Below are 22,393 nucleotides of genomic sequence, written 5' to 3' on the forward strand. Positions count from 1 at the left end.
AATACCAAACGCCATCCGATGAAACACGTATCCATACTCGTACCAAGAGGCATGAGCAGCCTTACCAATATTGAAGGTTCCTACCAATTGCTTTCGGAAGTGAACAGCATGATGCTGGAAATGGGGCGCGATCCCATCTTCGACATCAAACTGGTAGGGCTAACCCGCTCCTCCAAACAAAGGAACGGGCTCTTTACGGTAAGCCCGGATTTTTTAATCGGAGAAGTGCTCAAAACAGATCTTATCATTATCCCGGCGCTCTTTGGTCAGATGCCCGAGGCCTTCGCCATGAACAAGGATTTCCTCCCCTGGATCACCCAACAATACGCCGATGGTGCTGAAGTAGCCAGCTTCTGTATCGGTTCTTTCTTTCTCGCCCAAACAGGTTTACTCAACGGACGCAAATGCGCCACGCACTGGAGGTTTGCCAATGAATTCAGGACCATGTTCCCGGACGCAAACCTGGTAGATGACCGCATTCTTACTGAAGACAAAGGCATTTATACCAGTGGAGGCGCATATTCATACCTCAATCTATTGGTATACCTCGTGGAGAAATATGCGGGCCGGGACATCGCTGTAATTACCGCGAAGTCTTTTATGATCGATATCGACCGCCACAGCCAATCCCCCTTCATCATTTTCAACGGTCAAAAGGAACACGACGATACGGAAATCAAAAAGGCCCAGGAATTCATCGAAAAAAACTTCACCGAAAAAATTTCCGTGGACCAACTGGCCGATATGCTCGCTTTGGGCAGAAGGAGTCTTGAACGGCGCTTCAAAAAAGCGACCAGCAACACCGTGATTGAATACATCCAACGGGTAAAAATGGAAGCCGCCAAGAAAAGCTTTGAAACCAGCCGGAAGAACATCAATGAGGTGATGTATGATGTGGGCTATTCTGATATGAAAGCCTTCCGTACAATTTTCCGGAAAACCACGGGCTTATCGCCTGTCGCCTATAAAAACAAATACAACAAAGACGCGATTGTGCTTGCTTAATATAGTGCGCGGTCAGCCGCCATATTCAACGGATCACTACAAATATCACTCATCAGGCTGTTGGTGGAATCATTTTTTCTGAATGCAATAAGAGGTAATATATTGTACCTCACCCTCCGTATTAAACTCATAAATATCACAGGCAGCAACAAACGAAACACGATTGTTGTCCCGCAAAAATTCCGCTGTGCCATTCACCACTACTTTGCTGCCGCCGTCAATTACATGGAACGTTTTAAAATCTGTATCCACCGTTTTGAAATAAGCGCTTACTTTTTCACATTGCTCCATGATCGCCGTCCTGCCCTGATACACCGCTTCTTCTACCACCGTCCACTCAGCGGTATCCGATATGAAATCGTACGTCTTTTCAAAAGCGCCTTCTGAAAATGCTTTCGCTATTGCTTCTTTTGTCATTGTATGTTGTTTTCATTCCTGAATTTCAAGTGACTTTGTATTGAGCGCCTGAAGTATCTGCTGCATTTGCCTGGTATGTCTTCGCCCATGACAGATCACGAAACAGGCCCATTCCCAACGTGTGAAAACACCGAGTTCCGGGAAAGGAAAAGCCGTGCAGGAATGGGAGAAGTCCAATGTAGCGATGGCATGCCGGATGGCTTTTCGTGTTTGCAGGAAATTGCTCACCTGCGTCAAAAGATCTTTTTCACTTTTTGAGGGCAGGATCATTTCCGGAGAAGACATCTTCATGTCAAAATTCAGGAATATACTTTTGATGGTGGCCACTTTCTCATCCGGCTTACGCATGGTTTCAACCGTTGGCCCGCGCAGCAATTCAGGCACGCCACTTTCAGAAAGGAGAATATGTTCTGCCACCTGCCCGGCGGTCCAGCCACCGGAGGAAGGAACAGCATTCAACTGGCTGGCGGAAAACTGCGTGAGTGTTTCCGCGAATTCAATTGTACTGCGGTCAAGTTCCGCAAGGAGATCACGTACCATAAGGAAGATTTGTGTGCAGCAAACCTACTTCTCTGGCACATGGAACCAGCGGTGCGGTTCCGACCAATTTCAGGGGAAATGCGACACCATCAGGCCCGGCACGCTTCGGCACAGGCGCGGCATGCTTCAGCGCATATCCTGCAATGCTCATGGTGATGCGCATGCTTTTCACATTCCTCGGCGCAAGCGGTACAAATTTCGGCACAGAGTACCATGACCGGTTTTCCGAAGGAAGAGTCCCGGGAAAGAAATTCCGCGCACATTGTGCAGATCGCTGCACAATCCAGGCATTTTTCCACACACCCCACATGGTCGGCATTTGCCATACGAATGCATTCCGAGGCGCACCAGTTGCAGGCCCGCATGCAGGAGAGGCAGGCCAGTATTGCTTTTTCAGTTGCTTCGTTTTTCATTGCTGTTCATTTTGGTGAAGAATCGGTTTACTGAACAGGTAATGAAAAAACCAGGCCTTGGCCGTTTTCAGGATAACCTGCGCATCAACTCCAGACAGGCACGGCCATTGTGGTAGGGACATTTCCAGAAGCCAGCCTTGTCTTCGTTCCGGAGTACGGTATTTTGTCCATCAATTCCCCAGAACCATTCACCTTTATCTTTATCCATCAGTTTTTCCTGGATGAACATCCAGGTTTGTTGCGCATGTTTCAACCAGACTTCTTCACCGCTCAACTGCCAGGCGTTACAGAACCCTACCAGCGCCTCGGCCTGTGGCCACCAATGTTTTTCCCGTACGAAAAGTGTGTGATCGGGATTAGATTCGTACCACAGTCCGCCATCCGCATCAAGGCCCGCGCAAGCGGCTTCCGTTAACCGAAGAGACACATTGCGCATTTCAGTGGTACCGGTGTTCTCCTCCAACGCCAGCGCCGCTTCATAGAGTAACCAGGCCGCTTCAATATCGTGCCCGAAAGACACATCTTCAGAACGGGGCACCCAATCCACGGAAAAGAAGAGCTGCAGGTGCCCGGATGTTTTACAAATGATTTTATCCCGGAAAATTGCGAGCAGTTCGCTGATCCGCTGCTTCAACAGCGCGTCGGGCCAGACGCGGTACAAAGCAGTATAGGCCTCCAGTACATGGAGGTGCGTGTTCATTGATTTGGGCTCGTTGGCATCTTTTTCACTCAGGCGCTGGTCCGGTAACGGGAGCCAGTTTTCATCCAACGCTTCCGTATAGCCGCCGTGAATTCGGTCGTAACAATGTGTTTCGATGGAGTGAAAGAGCGCAATGGCTTCGTTTTTAGCGGTTTCGTTTCCCGTGGCCTGGAAATAAGCCGTGTAGCCGTAAAGCGCGAAGGCCTGGGCATAGGTTTGCTTTTTACCGTCCAGCTTTTCGCCGTTCCGGTCAACGGTCCAGTAAACGCCGCCATTTACCGCATCGCGGAAATAATCCAGCATGTATTTAAAGGCACGTTTTGCCACCGCGATGCATTGCCGGGTATTGGTCACTTCGCTGGCGGCGGAAAAGGTCCATAAAATACGGGCGTTCAGCACAACGCCTTTCGGAGCCGACTGATCCAGCCGGTTGTCACCGTCCCTTCTGGCATAGAATCCGCCATAGTGGCGATCGGTCATGTTTTTTTTCCAGTAAGAAAGAATATTGGTCAGTTCATTTTTCGCTTGCTGATAGAGGTCGTGTTTTATTTCCTTTGCTGATCGGTGTTCGTTCATTTTAATACGTTGGACAGGTTCGCTATGGTATTGCTTTCAAATATAACTTTCTGAGTCCAATGACAAGCATACTGTTTGAGCGTAGCGCCTTGAAAATCACACAAAACCGGCAGGAACACCTATGTATAAACGCCGATAAACTGGCTGAAGAAGATTGTTTGAATTTTGCAAGTTCCTGTTTCGTGTTCGCTACCGTGACCCCTCCTGCCAGGCCTACCTTTGATGTATCAAACACCTGAAAAATTTACAGCAATGAAACACAAAGTATGGTACATTACGGGAGCCTCCAAAGGCCTGGGGCTGTCCCTGGTTAAAAAACTGCTTGAGCAGGGTTACAAGGTGGCCGCTACTTCCCGCAGCATCAGCGACCTGGAGAAAGCCGCAGGAAAGCGTTCCGAAAACTTCCTCCCCCTCGCGGTGGACATCCTGAACGAGCAAAGCGTGGAACAAAGCATCCAGGATACCCTCTCTCACTTCGGACAACTGGATGTAGTGGTGAATAATGCGGGATATGGACTCGCGGGCGCACTGGAAGAACTGAGCGACAAGGAAGCAAGGGCCAATTTTGATGTGAACGTATTCGGAACGCTCAACGTGATCCGGCATGCCATGCCTCATTTGCGCCAACAGCAGGCGGGACATATCTTCAACATCGCGTCTATTGGTGGCTTTGCGGGCGGCTTCCCCGGCTTCGGCATTTACTGCGCCACCAAATTCGCGGTACACGGCTTAACGGAATCCCTCGCACATGAAATTGAAGCGTTCCATGTAAAGGCCACGGTGGTGATGCCTGGCTATTTCAGAACGAATTTCCTCACCAGTGGCTCTTTGTCTACACCGCAACAGGAGATCGCTGCATACAAAACTGTTCGGGAAGTACAGGACGCGCATACCAACCAGTACAATGGCAACCAGCAGGGTGATCCTGAAAAAGCCGCGGAAGTAATGATCGCGGTAGCAGAACAGGACAATCCGCCGATCCACCTTTTCCTGGGCCCAGATGCCTACCAGTTCGCGGAAGCCAAAATGGATGTGGTAAAAACAGATATGGAAGCAGTGAAAACACTGGCCACCGCCACGTCATTTTCTTAACGGCGAAGCTCCCGCCGGGGGTGCCGCTATAGCGGTGCCACCGGTGGGAAAAAACCATTCGATATGCGGTATTTTTCTACCTTTAATTACGTGAAAAAAACGGGTACTCCTTTTACTGAAAGTCTGGAAGAATTTTACCGGCATAAACTGCCGGAACATCTGCGCCATCCCCGCAAGCAAACCGGCAACTTCAATGTTTTCCGGATGGAAGATTGCGTGGGTGCAAACGGAGAAACGGTGATCCCCTACGCACGACGGGCCTTTTACAAGATATCACTCGTTACCGGGAACAACCTCTATCATTACGCGGACAGGACATTGCACATGAACGGCTCCGCGCTGATGTTCTTCAACCCGCAGGTGCCTTATACGCTTGAACCCCTCGACTGCACGAATACCGGCTATTTCTGCATTCTCCGCGAAGCGCTGTTCCTGGAAAAACTCAAACCCCGATTCCCGGAACTTCCGATGTTCCATATCGGGGGAAACCCGTCCTATCTTTTGAATGAAGCGCAAACCGCTCTCGCAACGGATGTTTTCAGAAAAATGATGGAAGAAGAAAATTCAGCTTATAAATTCAGGGAGGACCTGCAACTGAATTACGCGATGGAACTGATTCACCTGGCGCTGAAAATGGAGCCCACGGTCACCCTGCACCGCCAAACCAATGCCAATACACGCATCACCACTATTTTCAGTGAACTGCTGGAGCGGCAGTTCCCCATCGAATCCACACAACAACGCTTCACGCTGCGCTCTGCAAAAGATTTCGCGGAGCAACTGTATGTGCACGTGAACCACCTGAACAGGGCCATCCGGGAAACCACGGGTAAAACCACCTCTTCCCTCATCGCGGAACGCGTTACCAGCGAAGCGAAGGTGCTGCTCAAACACACCGACTGGCCGATCTCGGATATCGGGTATTGCCTCGGGTTCGAAGAACCTGCCCACTTCAACAATTTCTTTAAGAAGCATACAGCGTTGTCGCCTTCCGTATTCAGGATGAACTGAGTAAAGCCTACCTGTAGTTTTCGTACCTTTAGGCGTGCGAATTTATTCCAGGAACCTTTTAAACTATTCAGGTGGGCATACAAACGGTTATTTCAGGAACGGGAAGTTATATTCCGGAGCAGGTAGTATCCAACAACGATTTTACGCAGCACAATTTTTATGCGGAGGACCAGCACCCGCTTGCCACCCCGCCCACTGAAATAGTTGCCAAGTTCAGCAAGATCACGGGAATCCTGGAGCGGCGCTATGCTTCCGATGAACTCACCGCTTCACATATTGGTACCGAAGCTGCCCGGAAAGCCATTGCCGCCAGCGGCGTTGACCCGGAAACCTTCGACCAGCTTATTGTGGCCCATAACTTCGGGAACGTACTGAAACACTCCGTTCAAACGGCCATAGTGCCTTCCCTGGCCACCATCATCAAAAGTGAACTCGGTATTAAAAACCCGTCCTGTGTGGCCTACGACCTCATCTTCGGTTGCCCGGGATGGTTACAGGGTATGATCCATGCCGATGCTTTCTTCAAAGCCGGTATCGCGAAGAAAGCGCTGATCATTGGAACGGAAACGCTTTCCAGGGTAGTGGACATTTACGACCGCGACAGCATGATTTTCAGCGATGGCGCAGGTGCGGCTGTGCTGGAAGCGCGGGAAAACAGCGGAGGGAAAGGCGTACTCTCGGCCCTCGCCCAGACTTATGCCACAGAAGAAGCGGACTACATCAACATGGGCGCATCAAATTGTCCGGGGAGTGATCCCCATGTCCGCTTTCTGAAAATGAAAGGCAGGAAAGTATATGAGTTCGCCATCACGCATGTTCCCGCGGCCATGAAAGCCTGCATTGATAAAAGCGGGGTAGATATTAAGGAAGTTAAAAAAATCTTCATCCACCAGGCGAATGAGAAAATGGATGAAGCCATTATTGCACGACTGTACCAGTTGTATGGCGTGCCCGCGCCGGAAAACGTGATGCCGATGTGCATCGGGTGGCTAGGAAACAGTTCGGTGGCCACTATCCCAACCCTGTACGACCTGGTATTGAAGGGATCACTTCCCGAACATCAGTTGAATGAAGGCGATGTGGTCGTTTTCGCTTCGGTGGGCGCGGGCATGAATGTGAACGCCGTTTGCTACAGGCTTTAACTTCATCAGGCATAGCCCGGTTCATGCGTTGGCCCGTTGCGTCATTCCATTGTCGCGCGATTCAAATGTATTCAATTGCGCCTTTATGGTATCCATGTACATCTTCAGATCGGTGATATGGATACCTGGCTCCTCCGGTTGGAGGTAAAACAAGGGCGACTCCTCCAGCAACGAATACAAGGCAGGTTGCGCGTCGCCAATTTTTGAAGAAAGGGAAATGATGCGCTGCATCAGTCTTCTTTTCGATACAATACCCTGTCTCATGTGTTAATTTTAATGGAAGGAATTTATGTCTCCGGCATGGTTCCATCTTTGTTACTGAACCGGGAAAGATGCTTCAGGCAATGCCGTTTGTATTGCGATGGCATGCTGCCTGTGGTACGCCTGAACTGCGTGGAAAGATGCGCTACACTGCTGTAATGCATCCTGTAAGCAATCTCCGTAACACTGAGCGCGCTAAAGTGCAGTAACTCCTTCACTTTTTCGATCCTGCAGCCAATGTAGAATTTTTCGATATTGTACCCCTCCAGTTCCACGAAGATGTTTGCGAGGTAAGTATAACTGTATTGCAAGTGTTCATGGAGGTAATTCGATAAGTTCATCTGCATGGGTTCGTCGGAAAACTGGACCGTTTCCCTGATCAGCAGTTTCATCTGTTCAACAATCTGCTTTTTTCTTCCCTCTCCGGATTCAAAATCTCCCTTTAAGGGTACGGCCTTCCACAACCGTAATCTTCTTTCATCAGTATCAACCTGAAGGTACCCCCAACGTGGCCCTGTGAATACATGTTCCGGAACGGAGGACGACTTCATTACCTTCATTTCGCAATGAAGACAAAACTTTTTAGGATAATCAGTTTTCACGATTCATTTATCAGAAGCTTTATAACAGGCAAAGCGGAAAATTGTATCGTATGGTAACGGGAATACACTAAATATAAGCATTTCAAAGGGCAATTCTCTCATTGACACTTAAATAGAGGAATTATGTAAACAGGGAACGCAATGATATAACAATTCCGGCCGGAAACGGCGCAACTTTGTAGCTGAATGTATGGATGATTCAATCTGGATCGGTGCCATTAAACAGTTCTTTGTATCATGAAAAAAATATAAAAATATGGCTTACCTCTGTAGCCCTTTTCTCAACCCTGCTGGCTACTGGCCAGGCACGGGATGTATCACTGAAAATAGACAAGGAAAACCGCAACGCGGTAACCATCTCCGTTCCACAAACGGAAGACATTACAAGAAGCGCCCTGCGCCAGCAACTCGAAAAATCGGGACTCAAGAAAAAGACACGCAATGGAATTGACCGGTATTCAGGTGTAGTGCTTTCGGAACTCAGCTCCGACAAAATGGACATCTATACCAAAGTTGAAAAAGCGATCAATGAAGGCAGCAATGTATATATCGCCGTTTCCAGGGGATACAATAATTTCACCAACCAGGCCGACGACAGCATCATCACTGAAAACGTAAAAACCTTTCTGGTAAACTTTTCGCAGCAGGCAGGCAATTACGCTTCCGACCTGGCCATAGCGGATCAGATCAGAACCGTTGAAAAAGAAGAACGCGCACTTCAACAATTAAAAAACGAACGAAGTGAATTACAGGGAAAGAAAGCCATGATCGACAACCGCCTCGCGGAAATAGAAAGGGAGCTCATCGCCAAAGAAACCACCATCGAACAACAACAGAACGAAATCAAATCAGCCAAGGTGAAAAGGGGATCATAAAAGAACTGTAGGGGGCACTGACATGCTTCTCCTATCGTTCGAGGGACACGACTTGCCATAACCGGCAGGCCGTCTTCTTTTTACCCCCAGGCCCTTCTTAAAAACCGGAGCCAGTTGCCGTGCATAACGTTGGCTACATCTTCATCTGAATAACCCCGGGCTTTCAGCAAGGAAGGTAGTTTATTCAGATCGGCGATGGTTTCCAGGTCGTGTGGCGACTGCTCTTTCCCGAAGGCGCCATCCAGGTCGGAGCCGATGCCCACATGCAATGAATTTCCCGCGAGCTGGCAGATATGATCGAGGTGATCGATCATTTTATGGAGGTCACATTGCATGGATTCCGGGGTAGATACGCCGCGAACCCAGTTTGGCACCATCATCCAGGCATCCAGTGCACCGCCGATCACGGCACCTCTATCTATCAGCAATTTCAATTGTTCATCCGAGAACTGGCGGTTGTGGGGCACCAAAGTACGGCAGTTGTTATGACTGGCCCATACTGGTCCTGTAAAGATATCCATCGCATCTTTAAACGCGTCATCACACAAATGCGTGGCATCGAGGATCATGCCGAGGCGGTCCATTTCTTTCAACAGCGCTTTCCCCTGCGCATTCAATCCGCCGGTTGCATCGGTTCCGTTGGCATACCTTCCAGGCCCGTAATGCGAGGGGCCAACGGCACGCAAACCATACCGGTACGCGGTTTCAAGATAAGATACAGACACCAGTGAGTCTGCCCCTTCCAGGCTCAGTATATACCCAACGGGCTTCTGCGTTTCAGTAGTGTCATTCGTCCAAAGCGCGATATGCCGTTCCAGTTCCTCCAGGTTCCGGATCATCGTCATTTCCCCCAGTTCTTCCATGGTTTTGTACCAGGCCAGCTGCGCTTGTGTTTGCGCCCATGCCTGCTGGGACGAATGCCAGCCGGGAAGGTTATTGTCTGGCGCCACATACCTTGCGATCTGTGTGGCCACCACGAGACCGATATTTCCTTTCCTGAGTTCCGGCAGTGAAACGGTTCCTTTGGCGCGATCGGGCTTATCGGTTAATCCAAGCTCACGTTTTCGGATATCCGATACCGGTAGCCGCAGGTCGCGGTTCCATTCCATGGCATTCATACTGAGGTCGAGGTGCGCGTCTATTGTGAACATAGTTCGGTTTTGAGCCTCATCCGGCAATTCTTTAAACAGATATTTTTCTATCCCTCGCAATTACTTTCCATTCCTTACCAGCTTCTTTTTGCTCTACCACAATGGCACGTTCGTACAAAGCAACGGTAGGGCAGATATGAACGGGTACGCCATACAACACATCGCCGATTTTGTAAGCTGAAGCATCGTTCACGCCCAATAAAAGATGTTCTTCGCTCTGACCAACAGGTGTAGCCGAAGGGTGATTGAGGAAATGAACGCGGGGTAAAGGATTCTCAGCCGCAACCGACTTGTGGCCAAGATCGGTACAGATGGTGTGCCGGTCAACAATGGAGATTACCCTCGTCACCACCAGTGCGGCAATATCAAAAGGTTGTTCCGGATACTTACTTTGGTACCCGGCATCCCAGAAAACAAATGTGCCCGGACTGCACTCCACGTTTTTCCTGTTCAGGTGAGCAGGAAAGCTGGGAGAACCGCCCAATAAGATACGCAGGGTTTTACCGAATTGTTGCTCCGTGCTCAATACCAATGCGTGAACACGTTCAAAAACAGCATCCCCTTCTTTTTTACGGGCAGCAAGATCCGGCGCATTGTTGTGACCATCATAAGCATGGAAACCTTCTACTTCAATGCCTTCCAACGCATGGCAAGAGTCGATAAGCACAGGGACTTTTTCTGGAACGATGCCCGTGCGGTTCATCCCCACATTCAGATCGATCCAAACCGCTACTTTCTTTTTGGATGCTACAGCCAGCTTAGACAAATACGCCGCTACCTGTTCGTCGTCCACCAGGCAGGAGAAGCGGGTTTGAGGGTATTTGTCTATAAGTTCCAGGAAACGTTCCGCCTTCGGCCCCACCGGCTGGTAGGCCAGCAATACATCCGGCGCGTTCACGCGGGCAAGCATCTCCGCTTCTGCAATAGTGGCGCATTTGAATTTCGTAATGCCTTCTTTCAGCATCATGGTACATACTTCCGCCATCTTGTTCGTTTTTATATGCGGACGCAAACATGTTTTGTCCGGCATCATTTTTAACGCATGACGAATGTTCTTCAATACACGATCCGGATAAACCAGCAATGCGGGCGAATCAACGGAGGCAATGTTCCGGACCGTATACCAATGTGCTTTAGATGCTTTCATATCAGTACAATTCAAACAACGCTTCAATTTCCACGGGAATATTATCGGGCAATGAACCGAAGCCCACGGCGCTTCTTACGCCAATACCGTTCTCTTCCCCCCACACAGCGGCGAACAACTCACTGCACCCGTTGATGATGTAAGGATGTCGTTCAAATTCAGGCGTACAATTCACCATGCCCAATACTTTGATCACACGTTTCACTTTATCCAGTTCGCCCACATGCGTTTTGATGGTGGAAAGAATGGTAAGTCCTACCTGCCTTGCGGCCAGTTTCCCCTGCTCCATATCCAGTTCGCGGCCAATACGACCAATGATCAGCGACTTATCATCCTGCACCGGACCGTGTCCGGAAACATACAGGTATTTGCCATCAATAAGAAAGGGCTTATAAACCCCCAATGGGGTAGGCGCGGGCGGAAGTGTTAATCCCAGCTTCGCGAAATTGGCTTCCGCGTTCATTGTAATAGTATTCATGCAGCTTTATTTAGATCAGTTGATTCAACAGTAGAACGCCCAGTAATCCTGCGATAGAAACGATCGTTTCCATGACCGACCAGGTTTTCAGGGTATCTTTTACGCTCAGGTTGAAGTATTCTTTGAACATCCAGAACCCGGAGTCATTCACATGCGAGAACATCAGGCTACCCGCGCCTACGGAAAGCACCATCAGGCTTGGATTTACATTGGCCTGCACCATAAGCGGCGCGATGATGCCAGCGGTCGTCAAACCCGCAATGGTGGCCGATCCCACACAAACACGTATGAGCGCGGCAATGAGCCATCCCAACAACAGCGGCGGCATATCCCAGGTTTGAAGGGCGGCAGCAATTTCGTTGCTCACGCCACTTTCCTCGAGTACCTGCTTCAAAGCACCGGCACCGGCAATAATCAGCAGGATCATGCCCACATCTTTCACGGCATCGCCATATAATGCCATGACCTGTTTCATAGAACGACCGCTTCCTTTGCCCAAGGAAATTCCCGCCACCATGATGGAGCAGAGCATCACGATAACAGGTTCTCCCATAAAGGAAAAAACATTCTTCAGCGCAGGCGAACCATCTGGAAAAATATAGGGCAAAGCCGTGGTAAGCATCAGTAAAAAAACAGGCAGCAACGCAGTGAAAAAACTGGTTCCCGTACCAGGCATTTGTTCCACAGGCATGGGTTTGGGCCTGAACACTTCGAGTGGTTCGGAATGGATATGTTTTACAAAACGGGTGAATACTGGTCCGGCAAGCAGGATAGCCGGAATGGCAATTACGATCCCATACAGTAAAGTAATGCCCATATCCGCATTGAACTGTCCCACCAATGCCGCTGGCGATGGATGTGGCGGAAGAAAACCATGTGTTACCGAAAGCGCCGCCAGCATGGGCAAACCTACATAAACCGCCGGAAGCTTATATTGATAAACAACCGAAAAGATGAGGGGCACCATCAATACAAATCCAACACCATAAAAAAGCGGAATGCCAATGATGAACCCGGTAAGCATCAGCGCCCATTGCACGTTCTTCGCTCCGAAACCACGCATCAGCACCGAGGCGATCCGTTGCGCCGCACCAGTTTCAGCCACCAGTTTACCCAACATGGCTCCCAACACAATAATGCCCACCAAACCACCCAATGTATCGCCCATCCCCTTTTGTACCGAGGCCACCACTTTGTTCAACGGCAACCCTAATAATATTCCCGCCAGCACCGAGACCAAAAGGAAAGCAAGAAACGCGTTCCATTTCCCCCAGGTTACCAGCAGCACCAGGAGCAGCAGACAAATTATGACGATGAGGATAGACATTATAAGAAGGATCAAACCTAGTTCATTTCCTTAATTCTGCAAATTTTTTGCAAAAACTTATTCCATATTGCAAATTTTATTGAACCCAAGTGCATAATAACCAGCCAATCCTTCCTGAATTTTGTACTACATTCGCAAAAATTGCAACTTCAGCGTTATATGCCTACCGCATCAGATTCAACCGCGCTTCCTAAAAAGGAAAGAAAGGAACTCATCCGTAAACAGGTGAACATCCATACGCGCCTGATGTACGCTGAACTGGCCCGCCTGGTGGAAGTTTCCGAAGACACCATCCGGCGCGACGTGAACGAACTTGCGGCAGAAGGAGCGCTCATTAAAATAAAAGGTGGCGCCATGGCCGCGGCTTACCATGCGGGTGATGCGTCACAAACTTATGCCCGCGACAACAAATTGCGCATCGCGGCCAAAACGGTTTCCCTCCTAAAAGAAGACATGACCGTTCTGATCGGTGGCGGCACCACGATACGTGAAGTGATCAAACAAATTCCAACCAGCTTCCGCGGCACTTTTATTACCGTGAACGTACTCACGGCCATGGAACTGCTCGACAAACCCAATATCCGCACCATCATGATCGGCGGACAAATATCCGCTTACAGCCAGATGACCGTGAGTGGGGAAGTGTTTGAACAACTCGCCCGCATCAAAGCCGACCTCTGCATCATCGGCACCAATGCCATCGATCCCATGAATGGCCTGACTGATTCCGACTGGGAAACCGTGCAGGTGAAGAAAGCGATGCTTAAAGCAGCTTCGGCCACTGCCGTGCTGGCCATCTCGGAGAAATTGAATTCTTCCATGCCGATACAGTTCGCGGCAATGAATGAGGTCAACTACCTGATCACAGAACTTGATCCCAGCAACCCCGTACTGCAACCCTATGCCGCAAAAAGCACCAGGCTCTTGTAAGCAGGTCGTTTTCTTACGTATTTCCCTTATCTTTAATACATTGTTTCCCAACAGGATAATTCGCCTACAATGCACAATGTATCCCCTTCATCCTTTCATGAGACCGAAACCAATGAAAAGCGTTTCCGGGCACTTATTGAACACAATGAAGGGATCATCGCATTAATTGACGCGGAATTGAATTATGTTTTCAGAAGCAGTTCCACCAACAGGATATCGGGATGGAACACGGAAACATTTCAGCAGTTGCCCGTGCACCTGTTGCACCCGGATGACCAGGAAAACGGGAAGCAATGCATTGCGGCCGCGCTTCAGCAACCCAACATCCCCATTCCTTATGCTTTCAGGTTTCAACATGCTCATGGTCATTACATCTGGCTGGAAGGCACCATTACCAATAAACTTGACGATCCTGATATAAAGGGCCTTGTATTGAACCTGCGTGATACGACGCTTCAGAGAGCGGCGGAACAGAAAATCAATAAACTGAACCGCCTTTACCGCTTCATCAGCCAGATCAACCAGATGATCGTGAAGGTAAAAGATGAGGATACGCTTTTCCGCGAAGCCTGCCGCATTGCGGTGGAGATCGGCATGTTCCGTTTGGCATGGATCGGGAAGGTGGATACCGCACGCAAGCGCGTGATCCCGGTTGTGCATGAGGGTGAGGGCGGAAAGTTCCTGGACCGTATCAACATTACTTTACAGGAAGGGGCCCCATCAGGGAATGGTCCTACCGGAAAGGCGCTCCGCACGAATGAAACCGTTTACTGCAACGATATTGAAACGGCTCCTGAAATGGCGCCCTGGCGGGAAGCTGCGCTGGAACACCATTTCAAGTCGTCCATCAGTGTGCCGATCCGCAAATTCGGAGAGGTGACCGGCTCTTTTGTAGCTTACGCCGATACCAAAGATTTTTTCGACGCCGAAGAAATCGCGTTGCTCGAAGAAAGTACCGGCGATATATCCTTCGCGCTGGAACAATTGGAGAAGGACCGGCAACGCCGCGCAGCGGAACGCCACCTCGCTGAAAGTGAAAAAAGATACCAGACCCTTGCCGAAGTAGCGCCCGTGGGCATTTTCCATACCGATCCGGATGGACAAACCACTTATGTGAACCCGCGCTGGTCGGAAATTTCGGGGCTTCCCCGCGAAAAAGCCCTGGGTGCAGGCTGGCTCACGGCCGTACATCCTGATGACCGGGAGCAACTGAAAAAAGAATGGCACGCCGCCGCCAAAACTTCTATCTTCTCCGTATCGGAATACCGTTTCCTCCGTCCCGATGGTTCCATAGCCTGGGTACTCGGGCAGGCCATTCCGGAAAAAGGAGCGGATAATAAGACCATCGGCTATGTGGGTACCATCACCGATATCACGGAGCGGAGAAAGGCCGAGGAAGCGGTGGTTAAAACACGGGATGAGATGGTGAAAGAACGGTACCTCTCCGACTCCATCATCAACAGTTTGCCCGGCGTTTTTTACCTCTACGATACCACCGGGAAATTCCTGCGCTGGAACCGGAACTTCGAACTGGTAACGGGCTATTCTTCCGAAGAAATGAAACGCATCCATCCGCTGGATCTTTTTGATGAAGACCAGAAAGCCTTGCTGGCCGAAAAGATAACAGGCACTTTTGAAAAAGGAGAAGAAAGTGTGCAGGCTGAATTCATGCTGAAATCGGGTGCGAAAATCCCCTATTACTTCACCGGTAAAACCGTGGAATATGAAGGACAAACCTGCCTGATGGGCGTGGGCATTGATTTCTCCGAAAAAGTAAAAGCGCAGGAGCAGGTGCGGGAAACCACCGCCCGGCTCCGGCAACTGACCGCCCACCTCCAGGGCATCCGCGAAGAGGAGCGGAAAAGAATAGGCCGCGAAATACACGATGAACTGGGCCAGCAACTGACCGCCATTAAAATGGATATCGCCTGGATCGATAAAAAAACGCCACCCGAAAATGCCGATATCAAAAGAAAGATCCGCAACATGATCGAACTGCTCGACACCAGCAACCGCTCCATCCGCCGGATACTGAGCGAACTGCGGCCGGGCATACTCGATAACCGCGACCTGCTGGAGGCCATGGAATGGCTGGGCATCCAGTTCACCGCGAACACCGGGATAACCGTACAGGTGCATTGCAAAGAAACTCACCTTGAACTGCCGGAAAATATTTCCACCTCCCTGTTCCGGGTGTACCAGGAAGCCCTTACCAACATCATGCGGTATGCCGCCGCTACCGAAGTGAACACCTCCTTCCAACGGAACGGCAACACCATTGTACTCACCATTTCAGATAACGGGAAAGGCTTTGATCCCGATGTTGTTCAACATAACCAGTCGTTCGGTATCATGGGCATGAGAGAAAGAATATTGTCGCTGAACGGCAGTTTCACCCTGAGGTCCGCACCGGGTGAGGGCACCCATATTCACATTCAAGTTCCCCTTTAATCCCTTTAGATGCAAAGAATACTACTCGCCGACGACCACAGCTTCATCCGACTCGGGCTCATCCAACTGCTCCAGGATGAATATCCTTCCGCCGAAATAAAAGAGGTGGCCGACGGCAACGCCCTCATCAAAGAAGTGATGAACGAAGAATGGGACCTGGTAATCTCCGACCTGGACATGCCCGGAAAAACCGGCCTTGAGGCTTTGGAACAAATTAAATTGCTGAAACCTGAACTTCCGGTGCTGATCCTGAGCATCTTCCCGGAAGACCTTTACGCCGTGCGCGTATTAAAAGCCGGCGCCGCCGGTTATATGAACAAAAACGCCGCTCCCGAAGAACTGATTACCGCAGTGCAACGCATCAAACTCGGCAGAAAATACATCACACCTGAGATTGCCGAAAAACTGCTGGAAACGCCAGCTTCTGAAAAAAAGCCCCACGAACTGCTCTCCAACCGGGAGTTCGAAATCTTCAAAATGCTGGCTTCCGGCAAAACCACCAGCCAGATCGCCGAAGCGCTTTCCCTGGCGCCCACCACAGTGAGTACACACAGAAGCCGGGTGATGGAGAAACTTAGCCTTTCAACGAATGCTGAATTAACGAGGTACGCGATAACGCATCATTTGATTTCAGATGTATGAGCATTTGTAGTACATCTACTACCCCCTCTCTCCACCCTTTTCTAACCCAATAAGGCTCCTTCCTCTATTTTCCAACCGTTTATTTCGTCGGTTCTTTGCACCAGAATTTAAACGGATGAAGGTACTGATCATAGATAGTTCAAAAGAGATTATTCAGCGACTGGAAGAGATGCTGCTGGAAACCGGCGCCCCCTTTAAGGTAAAAAGCGCCCTTTCCTACCGGGAAGGCATGGAGCTTTTTCACCTTCACCCGCCACGGATCATTCTGCTGGGGATGGGCATGGACGCGAATGCCGCGATTGGTTTCCTGGAAGAGGTACGCCAACATTCCCTAAAGGTCAACACCATGGTATTGTTCATCAGCCTGCCCGAATATGTGAAGGAAAAATGCAGTTTACTGGGCGTCACCCATTTCATTGATAAATACCGCGATTTCGAAGTATTGCCGGACCTGATCAGGGAGATCATGACCAGACAGCTGTCGGAATCGCTTCAATAAAACCAACCATCATCATGCGCAGGCCATTAAAGAATACCAACAGCTGGGATTGTAAAAAAGCCATCGTATGGTTCACCATCAGCTTTTTCGCGATTCTGTACGGAGCATATTTCACCCGATCTGTTCAGCACGTTCTCCGGAACGAAGGCTCCATGCACAACGCGGCCATTGTGATGTCCCTGCTGCTTGTCGTAATCACCTTCCTACTTTTCATCAGAAGCAAAGGCGGAACTGAAGAAATACTGAAAAACCAACATACACCTTCTTTCGACGACGAAAGTCCTGTTTACCCCTACCGTGCTACCGAAGCCGTTCCATCATCCCATGAAAACCAAACCAATCCGTACCCATCTTTTTCCCTTCCCGCCAATGCCTGCAACGATCCGGCAACGCACTCCGACGACGCCATAGCGCAGGAAGAACACAAAATGATCCGCGCCGTAATTGAAGCGATTGAAAAAGAGCGCCGCTCCATCGGACAGGAATTGCACGACCACATCAACCAGATCCTGGCCACCGCGTTGCTCACCATCGATATGGCACGTGATCCCATACAGGGCGACGCATTCCTCAGGGCCACCAAAGAACATATCCACCTGGCCATCGATGAAATCCGTAAGTTATCGCACAAAATGGCCCCGGCCATCCTGGACGACAGTACTTTGCAACAACTTTTCGAGGACCTGCTCCAAAGCGTAAACCCAACAGGCACCCTGGAAACACAACTCGAATTTGATGAATGCATCAACAGCCGTACCTCCGAAGACATACAGGTGAACCTGTACCGCATTCTCCAGGAACAGCTGAAAAACATCCTGAAATACGCCGGAGCCAGCCGGATAGAAGTATCCGTTTCGCTGAAAGAAGACCGGGTGCAGATGCGTACAGTGGACAACGGAAAAGGTTTTCACCCGTCCGCGGTAAAATCGGGCATAGGGCTGAGTAATATGCGGAAACGGGCCATTTCATTCGGCGGTACCATCAACATTAATTCCGCTCCCGGAAAAGGTTGTGAAATCATTGTGGAAATTCCCTGCACAGAAAAACTATAATGGCGATTTTCTGTTTAAATTAGCAAACAACCTGCTGTATGCGCGCTGTTCTGCTCTACCTTACCTGCCTGTTTATTTCTTCACTTCATGTGACAGGGCAGGATATTACCGATACGCTTTTTTACGACGCGCGCTGGAGTATTTGTGAACGCCCCGCTGCTACTTATTACCGGATCGGCACCATGCGTATTGATAGTCTCGCCCGTTACATCGGCCCGGCACAGGATTTCTATATGAACGGAACCCCTGAAATGAAAGCTACCTACAGCCCGCTTGGCGATCTTCACGGAGAGATCACCTTCTATTTCCCCAACGGCAATGTGAAAATACACGGCTGGTTCAACAACGGTACCATGACGGGTAAATGGTCGTACTTCAACGAAGACGGCACCTTGCGCGCGGCATTCAACTGCGCCGATGAAAGAACCTTCACCCCGCTGTTTCTCCGCAACAAAAAAGGGAAAGTACTGCTCGAAAACGGCAATGGAAAATTCAGAATCCGCACCAGCGACTACGACGATATTATTTATCCCACCGATTTTTCCTGGGAAGGTGAAGTACGGAACGGCCTGAAAGAAGGGACCTGGAAATATACCGCCTTATTTACAGTGTTCGGCCCGCAGCGGAGCACCCAGTTCCGGAAAACCGTGGTTTCTGAAAACTATGTACACGATAAATTCATGCGGGCATTAGGCAATCCGGAAGACAATGTTCGCGAAAGAAAAGTACTGAACCGCCCCTTCAAATATTTTACACTCTATCCCGAAAAATTCGAGGCGCTGGAGCGGCTTCATTCAGACTTTATCTTCGCACGCACCCGGGATGGCCGCTACCAATTGCGTTCCTTCCTGGTGGCCCGCCGCCCGCCAGTGATAGATGAAGCGCCTGTTAGTCCAGATCAGAATTTCGCCCTGCTGATCCGTGTACTTGGCAATGCGATGACGAAGAAAGAAGAACTCCGTTACTACAGGCACCGTCCGCCGGGGAGGAATTTTTCTGGTTTCTCCTATGAACTCCTGCAACTCTACGCCACCCCAAAGAACATCCCCCGTTATGACGCGAAGATCAAATTCACGATCATGCCCAACCGAACCATCGGGAACATCGAAATCATCGGGAAAATAGATGAGCAACTGAAAGGTATCATCACGTATTACCTTTCCAGGATACGCAACCTTCATTATACCGGTAATCCTTTGGATGATGATATCGTGCTGAACCTGAAAACCAGCTTTCAGAGTACGAATGCTTTCTACAGGGGAAGCATTGTGCTGAACCGGTTGTAGCCGCGATTTTCACAGATCGCATACTTTCCTATCCGGAACATTTCATTCAAACTTCGCAAAGCATCTTTACGCAAAATCGCCCATCCATCTAAAAGAAGGAGAAAAAAGTACAACTCAAAGGGATATATATCCATTTACAGCGGCCGCTATTTGGAGGAACTTTGCTTCGTCAAACAGGAAAATCAATCCCATACAGCAACGGGAACGGTTTTTTCAGTTGATGATCCACCATTCCGTTTAAATATTATACACCTTAAAGTACAAAGCAATGAACAAGTTCACAGTAAAAGACGGCACAGAAATTTATTTCAAAGACTTCGGCACCGGGCAACCCATATTTTTCCACCACGGATGGCCCTTATCTTCCGATGACTGGGACGCGCAAATCATGTTCTTCCTCGACAAAGGCTTCAGGGTGATCGCCCACGACAGGCGCGGGCATGGAAGGTCCACACAAACCGCTACCGGTAACGATATGGATACCTACGCCGCCGATGTAGCCGAACTCACGGCTTTCCTGGACCTGAAAGACGCCATCCACATCGGCCACTCCACTGGCGGAGGCGAGGCCATCCGTTACGCCGCGAAATACGGCCGTGACCGCATATCGAAAGTAGTGCTCATCAGCGCCATCACCCCCTACATGATTAAGGATGAAAACAATCCAGATGGCGTACCCCTGGCCGTTTTCGATGATATCCGCCACAATACGCTCACCAACAGGCAACAATTCTACCACGACATCACCTTCCCCTTCTATGGTTACAACCGGGAAGGCGCGGACATCAAAAAAGGTATCCAGGACAACTGGTGGCGCCAGGGCATGATGGGTGGCATCAAGGCCCATTACGATTGCATCAGAGTATTCTCAGAAACCGATTTTACCGAAGACCTGAAAAGTGTGGATGTACCGGTACTGGTGCTGCACGGCGATGACGACCAAATCGTGCCGTATGCTACCACCGCGGTAAAAGCGAATGAATTGCTGAAGAACGGCAAACTGATTATTTACCCTGGGTTCTCGCATGGCATGCCCACTACAGAAGCGGCTACTATTAATAAAGATATACTGGCATTTATTCAGGGATAGGATGTAGTTATATACGGCGGGCATGAGGAAACGAGGGCCGTCTCTTAGGTGAGACGGCTTTTTTGTGAGTCCGCTAGTTAGGTGTATTTATACAATGTGCGATTTGTTATCTTCATCGTAACCCATTATAAATTCAGCTTCGCAGCTTTTTCTTTTATCAAAAGTCTGTATTGATCTTTCAGTTCCTCCGGAAGAAAACTTATCGCTATAAACTGCATCCATTGCTCAATGCTGGTAGAAAATTTTTGATACAGGTTTTCTATTGCTTTATCGTCGATGATTTTAAATGAGGATAAGACTGTATCGAAATCTTTCCGCCCTAATTTTCTTTTTTTGCCATTAAGATTCAATGCCAGTTCTTCGGCATCACCTTTTACAATCAGCGCAGAAGCAACCATATCATACGCGGGTGCCAAAACATAGCCTGTTTGCGGGTCTTTGATCAAAGAAAAATTCTTCAAATGCATATCAGCATTTCCGGTTAAAAAAGAAAAGATAACCTGTTGGAAAAAGTTGATCAGATCTAATCCGGGATTTTCGGAATACTTTAGAATAGCTTTTGCTATTTGTTCATACGACCCTTTGTATTTGTCTTCTGTCAGCCGCTCTGTTAACTGGCACATATCTTCCATGTGCAACTTTTTTTTCTTCACTCTGTCAATTCGTTTTGTAATGTAGGCAAGGCTTCCATTTTGCAGCCTGATAAGAGTGTGGGGCACTGTAGCAATACCTGACAGCTCCGCTAAGTGCATCGTCAGGTCTTCAACTTCCGGCAAGTGCGGGTATTGTTTTGTAGCAGGTTTCAATATATAGCCACCCCATAGGCCAACGATGGTGAACCGCCCGGGGGTTTTGGTTTCAGTATCCCCTTTGGGCGATTTTTCAATATCAAGCGAAAGTTTGGGCTGCACGCCGGTAACCGCTATCTGGCTTTTGATCACTTCCCCGCCTAATTCAAGCATCTGTTCTTCAGTGTAGGGCAACACAGGGGGCTGTGGTTTCCCAAACATCTTACGACTACAGGCAGGATGGAAGTCTATCTGACCGGGCTCCAGTGCTTTATAGCAATATAAACAACGCATTATCCTTCTGTGTTTTGTGCTTCAACTATACTCACCGCTCCAATGCAATCGCGGCAACAGGCCAGTAGCAATCCCATTCTGTCCCGCTGATTCAGTTTCCAGTTTTTTTCCGCTACCTCCAGGAGCCAACCCTCCGGTATCAGTCCATCAAAGAAGGGAAACATTACTGAACTAACATACCCTTTTTCTGACAGTGGAAGCGTTAGACTTACCGCTTCTGCGCCGGGAATTTGTAAATAACTCCGGTCATAAATAAAGTGATATCCATTATCAGTTTCAGATAGGTATCCTGCCAGTTTATCCTGCATAAAAACATTAGCTTTCCTCATCAATCAAAGTTTGGCGGTTTATGGGCACAGGGTTTAACTCATGTCCAAATAACTTAAGCACCTGATTTACTTTATCCATTCGTAATGATGTTTTTCCTTGCTCCAGTTCTCTAATAAAACGAAGGCCGACACCGGCTTTTTCCGCAAGTTCAGGTTGTGTAAGTCGTGCCTGTTTTCGTTTGTCCTTTAAAAATTCAGGCAATCTTTTAGTGAGGTTCATTTTATACCCTTTGAGGTATAAAATTAGCTTATTAATTTTAATTATACCTTATAGGGTATAAATTATGAGAATTTA

25 protein-coding genes are annotated in these 22,393 nt (G+C 49.1%); 12 read left to right on the top strand and 13 right to left on the bottom strand.

Features of this window, described 5'->3' with window-relative positions; all coding sequences use genetic code 11:
• The first annotated feature begins 18 nt into the window (after positions 1 to 18).
• A complete protein-coding gene (locus M4J38_RS04715) occupies positions 19 to 1,005 on the top strand; it encodes a GlxA family transcriptional regulator (RefSeq protein WP_251758378.1) in 987 nt (328 codons plus the stop codon).
• A 69-nt stretch (positions 1,006 to 1,074) separates the two neighbouring features.
• Here the strand turns inward: M4J38_RS04715 and M4J38_RS04720 are convergent, their stop codons facing one another.
• The 4 genes from M4J38_RS04720 to M4J38_RS04735 form a co-directional block, all read right to left on the bottom strand.
• A complete protein-coding gene (locus M4J38_RS04720; protein ID WP_251758379.1) occupies positions 1,075 to 1,422 on the bottom strand; it encodes a nuclear transport factor 2 family protein in 348 nt (115 codons plus the stop codon).
• Positions 1,423 to 1,434: 12 nt separating this feature from the next.
• Positions 1,435 to 1,962, bottom strand: a complete 528-nt coding sequence (locus M4J38_RS04725) for a DinB family protein (protein ID WP_251758380.1) — start codon at positions 1,960 to 1,962, stop codon at positions 1,435 to 1,437.
• 89 nt (positions 1,963 to 2,051) lie between these two features.
• Complete coding sequence (locus M4J38_RS19795; protein ID WP_308217812.1) at positions 2,052 to 2,375, bottom strand: four-helix bundle copper-binding protein; 324 nt, start codon at positions 2,373 to 2,375, stop codon at positions 2,052 to 2,054.
• 67 nt (positions 2,376 to 2,442) lie between these two features.
• Positions 2,443 to 3,651 carry an AGE family epimerase/isomerase gene (locus tag M4J38_RS04735; protein ID WP_251758381.1) on the bottom strand — a complete coding sequence of 403 codons (1,209 nt, stop codon included), beginning with the start codon at positions 3,649 to 3,651 and terminating at the stop codon, positions 2,443 to 2,445.
• A 252-nt stretch (positions 3,652 to 3,903) separates the two neighbouring features.
• On the opposite strand from M4J38_RS04735, the gene M4J38_RS04740 reads away from it, so the two are divergent.
• The 3 genes from M4J38_RS04740 (at position 3,904) to M4J38_RS19695 (ending at position 6,896) form a co-directional block, all read left to right on the top strand.
• On the top strand, positions 3,904 to 4,743 hold the full coding sequence (locus M4J38_RS04740) for an SDR family oxidoreductase (RefSeq protein ID WP_251758382.1): 840 nt from the start codon (positions 3,904 to 3,906) through the stop codon (positions 4,741 to 4,743).
• A gap of 63 nt (positions 4,744 to 4,806) precedes the next feature.
• Entirely contained in the window at positions 4,807 to 5,754 is a 948-nt protein-coding gene (locus M4J38_RS04745) for an AraC family transcriptional regulator (protein ID WP_251758383.1), read from the top strand.
• A gap of 71 nt (positions 5,755 to 5,825) precedes the next feature.
• On the top strand, positions 5,826 to 6,896 hold the full coding sequence (locus M4J38_RS19695) for a 3-oxoacyl-ACP synthase III family protein (protein WP_251758384.1): 1,071 nt from the start codon (positions 5,826 to 5,828) through the stop codon (positions 6,894 to 6,896).
• Positions 6,897 to 6,917: 21 nt separating this feature from the next.
• Here the strand turns inward: M4J38_RS19695 and M4J38_RS04755 are convergent, their stop codons facing one another.
• Both M4J38_RS04755 and M4J38_RS04760 read right to left on the bottom strand, forming a co-directional pair.
• Positions 6,918 to 7,160, bottom strand: a complete 243-nt coding sequence (locus M4J38_RS04755) for a hypothetical protein (RefSeq protein ID WP_251758385.1) — start codon at positions 7,158 to 7,160, stop codon at positions 6,918 to 6,920.
• Positions 7,161 to 7,183: 23 nt separating this feature from the next.
• Positions 7,184 to 7,708 carry an AraC family transcriptional regulator gene (locus tag M4J38_RS04760; protein WP_251758386.1) on the bottom strand — a complete coding sequence of 175 codons (525 nt, stop codon included), beginning with the start codon at positions 7,706 to 7,708 and terminating at the stop codon, positions 7,184 to 7,186.
• Positions 7,709 to 7,989: 281 nt separating this feature from the next.
• On the opposite strand from M4J38_RS04760, the gene M4J38_RS04765 reads away from it, so the two are divergent.
• Positions 7,990 to 8,634 carry a hypothetical protein gene (locus M4J38_RS04765; RefSeq protein ID WP_251758387.1) on the top strand — a complete coding sequence of 215 codons (645 nt, stop codon included), beginning with the start codon at positions 7,990 to 7,992 and terminating at the stop codon, positions 8,632 to 8,634.
• An 80-nt stretch (positions 8,635 to 8,714) separates the two neighbouring features.
• Here the strand turns inward: M4J38_RS04765 and M4J38_RS04770 are convergent, their stop codons facing one another.
• Genes M4J38_RS04770 through M4J38_RS04785 form a run of 4 tightly spaced genes read right to left on the bottom strand, consistent with a single transcriptional unit; the run spans position 8,715 to position 12,752 of the window.
• Entirely contained in the window at positions 8,715 to 9,785 is a 1,071-nt protein-coding gene (locus M4J38_RS04770) for a dipeptidase (RefSeq protein WP_251758388.1), read from the bottom strand.
• A 31-nt stretch (positions 9,786 to 9,816) separates the two neighbouring features.
• On the bottom strand, positions 9,817 to 10,932 hold the full coding sequence (locus tag M4J38_RS04775) for a D-TA family PLP-dependent enzyme (protein ID WP_251758389.1): 1,116 nt from the start codon (positions 10,930 to 10,932) through the stop codon (positions 9,817 to 9,819).
• Position 10,933: 1 nt separating this feature from the next.
• Positions 10,934 to 11,410, bottom strand: a complete 477-nt coding sequence (locus M4J38_RS04780) for a RidA family protein (RefSeq protein ID WP_251758390.1) — start codon at positions 11,408 to 11,410, stop codon at positions 10,934 to 10,936.
• 10 nt (positions 11,411 to 11,420) lie between these two features.
• Entirely contained in the window at positions 11,421 to 12,752 is a 1,332-nt protein-coding gene (locus M4J38_RS04785) for a gluconate:H+ symporter (protein WP_251758391.1), read from the bottom strand.
• A 144-nt stretch (positions 12,753 to 12,896) separates the two neighbouring features.
• On the opposite strand from M4J38_RS04785, the gene M4J38_RS04790 reads away from it, so the two are divergent.
• The 7 genes from M4J38_RS04790 to M4J38_RS04820 all read left to right on the top strand — a co-directional run bounded on the left by M4J38_RS04790 (position 12,897) and on the right by M4J38_RS04820 (position 20,687).
• Entirely contained in the window at positions 12,897 to 13,667 is a 771-nt protein-coding gene (locus M4J38_RS04790) for a DeoR/GlpR family DNA-binding transcription regulator (protein ID WP_251758392.1), read from the top strand.
• Positions 13,668 to 13,736: 69 nt separating this feature from the next.
• Positions 13,737 to 16,118 carry a PAS domain S-box protein gene (locus tag M4J38_RS04795; protein WP_251758393.1) on the top strand — a complete coding sequence of 794 codons (2,382 nt, stop codon included), beginning with the start codon at positions 13,737 to 13,739 and terminating at the stop codon, positions 16,116 to 16,118.
• 9 nt (positions 16,119 to 16,127) lie between these two features.
• Positions 16,128 to 16,760, top strand: coding sequence for a response regulator transcription factor (locus tag M4J38_RS04800; protein ID WP_251758394.1), 633 nt, complete (start codon positions 16,128 to 16,130; stop codon positions 16,758 to 16,760).
• A 115-nt stretch (positions 16,761 to 16,875) separates the two neighbouring features.
• A complete protein-coding gene (locus tag M4J38_RS04805) occupies positions 16,876 to 17,259 on the top strand; it encodes a two-component system response regulator (RefSeq protein ID WP_251758395.1) in 384 nt (127 codons plus the stop codon).
• A gap of 14 nt (positions 17,260 to 17,273) precedes the next feature.
• Positions 17,274 to 18,311 carry a sensor histidine kinase gene (locus M4J38_RS04810; protein WP_251758396.1) on the top strand — a complete coding sequence of 346 codons (1,038 nt, stop codon included), beginning with the start codon at positions 17,274 to 17,276 and terminating at the stop codon, positions 18,309 to 18,311.
• Between the two features lie 38 nt (positions 18,312 to 18,349).
• Positions 18,350 to 19,597, top strand: a complete 1,248-nt coding sequence (locus M4J38_RS04815; RefSeq protein ID WP_251758397.1) for a toxin-antitoxin system YwqK family antitoxin — start codon at positions 18,350 to 18,352, stop codon at positions 19,595 to 19,597.
• Positions 19,598 to 19,865: 268 nt separating this feature from the next.
• Positions 19,866 to 20,687: an alpha/beta fold hydrolase gene (locus tag M4J38_RS04820; protein ID WP_251758398.1), complete on the top strand. Its 822-nt coding sequence runs from the start codon at positions 19,866 to 19,868 to the stop codon at positions 20,685 to 20,687.
• Positions 20,688 to 20,812: 125 nt separating this feature from the next.
• Here M4J38_RS04820 and M4J38_RS04825 read toward each other — a convergent pair whose 3' ends face one another.
• The 3 genes from M4J38_RS04825 to M4J38_RS04835 are packed head-to-tail and all read right to left on the bottom strand — an operon-like array spanning position 20,813 to position 22,318.
• A complete protein-coding gene (locus tag M4J38_RS04825) occupies positions 20,813 to 21,769 on the bottom strand; it encodes a HipA domain-containing protein (protein ID WP_251758399.1) in 957 nt (318 codons plus the stop codon).
• A complete protein-coding gene (locus M4J38_RS04830) occupies positions 21,769 to 22,098 on the bottom strand; it encodes a HipA N-terminal domain-containing protein (protein ID WP_251758400.1) in 330 nt (109 codons plus the stop codon). The genes M4J38_RS04825 and M4J38_RS04830 overlap by 1 nt, the downstream gene beginning before the upstream one ends.
• Positions 22,085 to 22,318 carry a helix-turn-helix transcriptional regulator gene (locus tag M4J38_RS04835; protein ID WP_251758401.1) on the bottom strand — a complete coding sequence of 78 codons (234 nt, stop codon included), beginning with the start codon at positions 22,316 to 22,318 and terminating at the stop codon, positions 22,085 to 22,087. Before M4J38_RS04835 ends, M4J38_RS04830 begins: the two co-directional genes overlap by 14 nt.
• Positions 22,319 to 22,393 lie beyond the last annotated feature (75 nt).

It is taken from the genome of Parasegetibacter sp. NRK P23 (assembly GCF_023721715.1).
Lineage (GTDB): Bacteria > Bacteroidota > Bacteroidia > Chitinophagales > Chitinophagaceae > Parasegetibacter.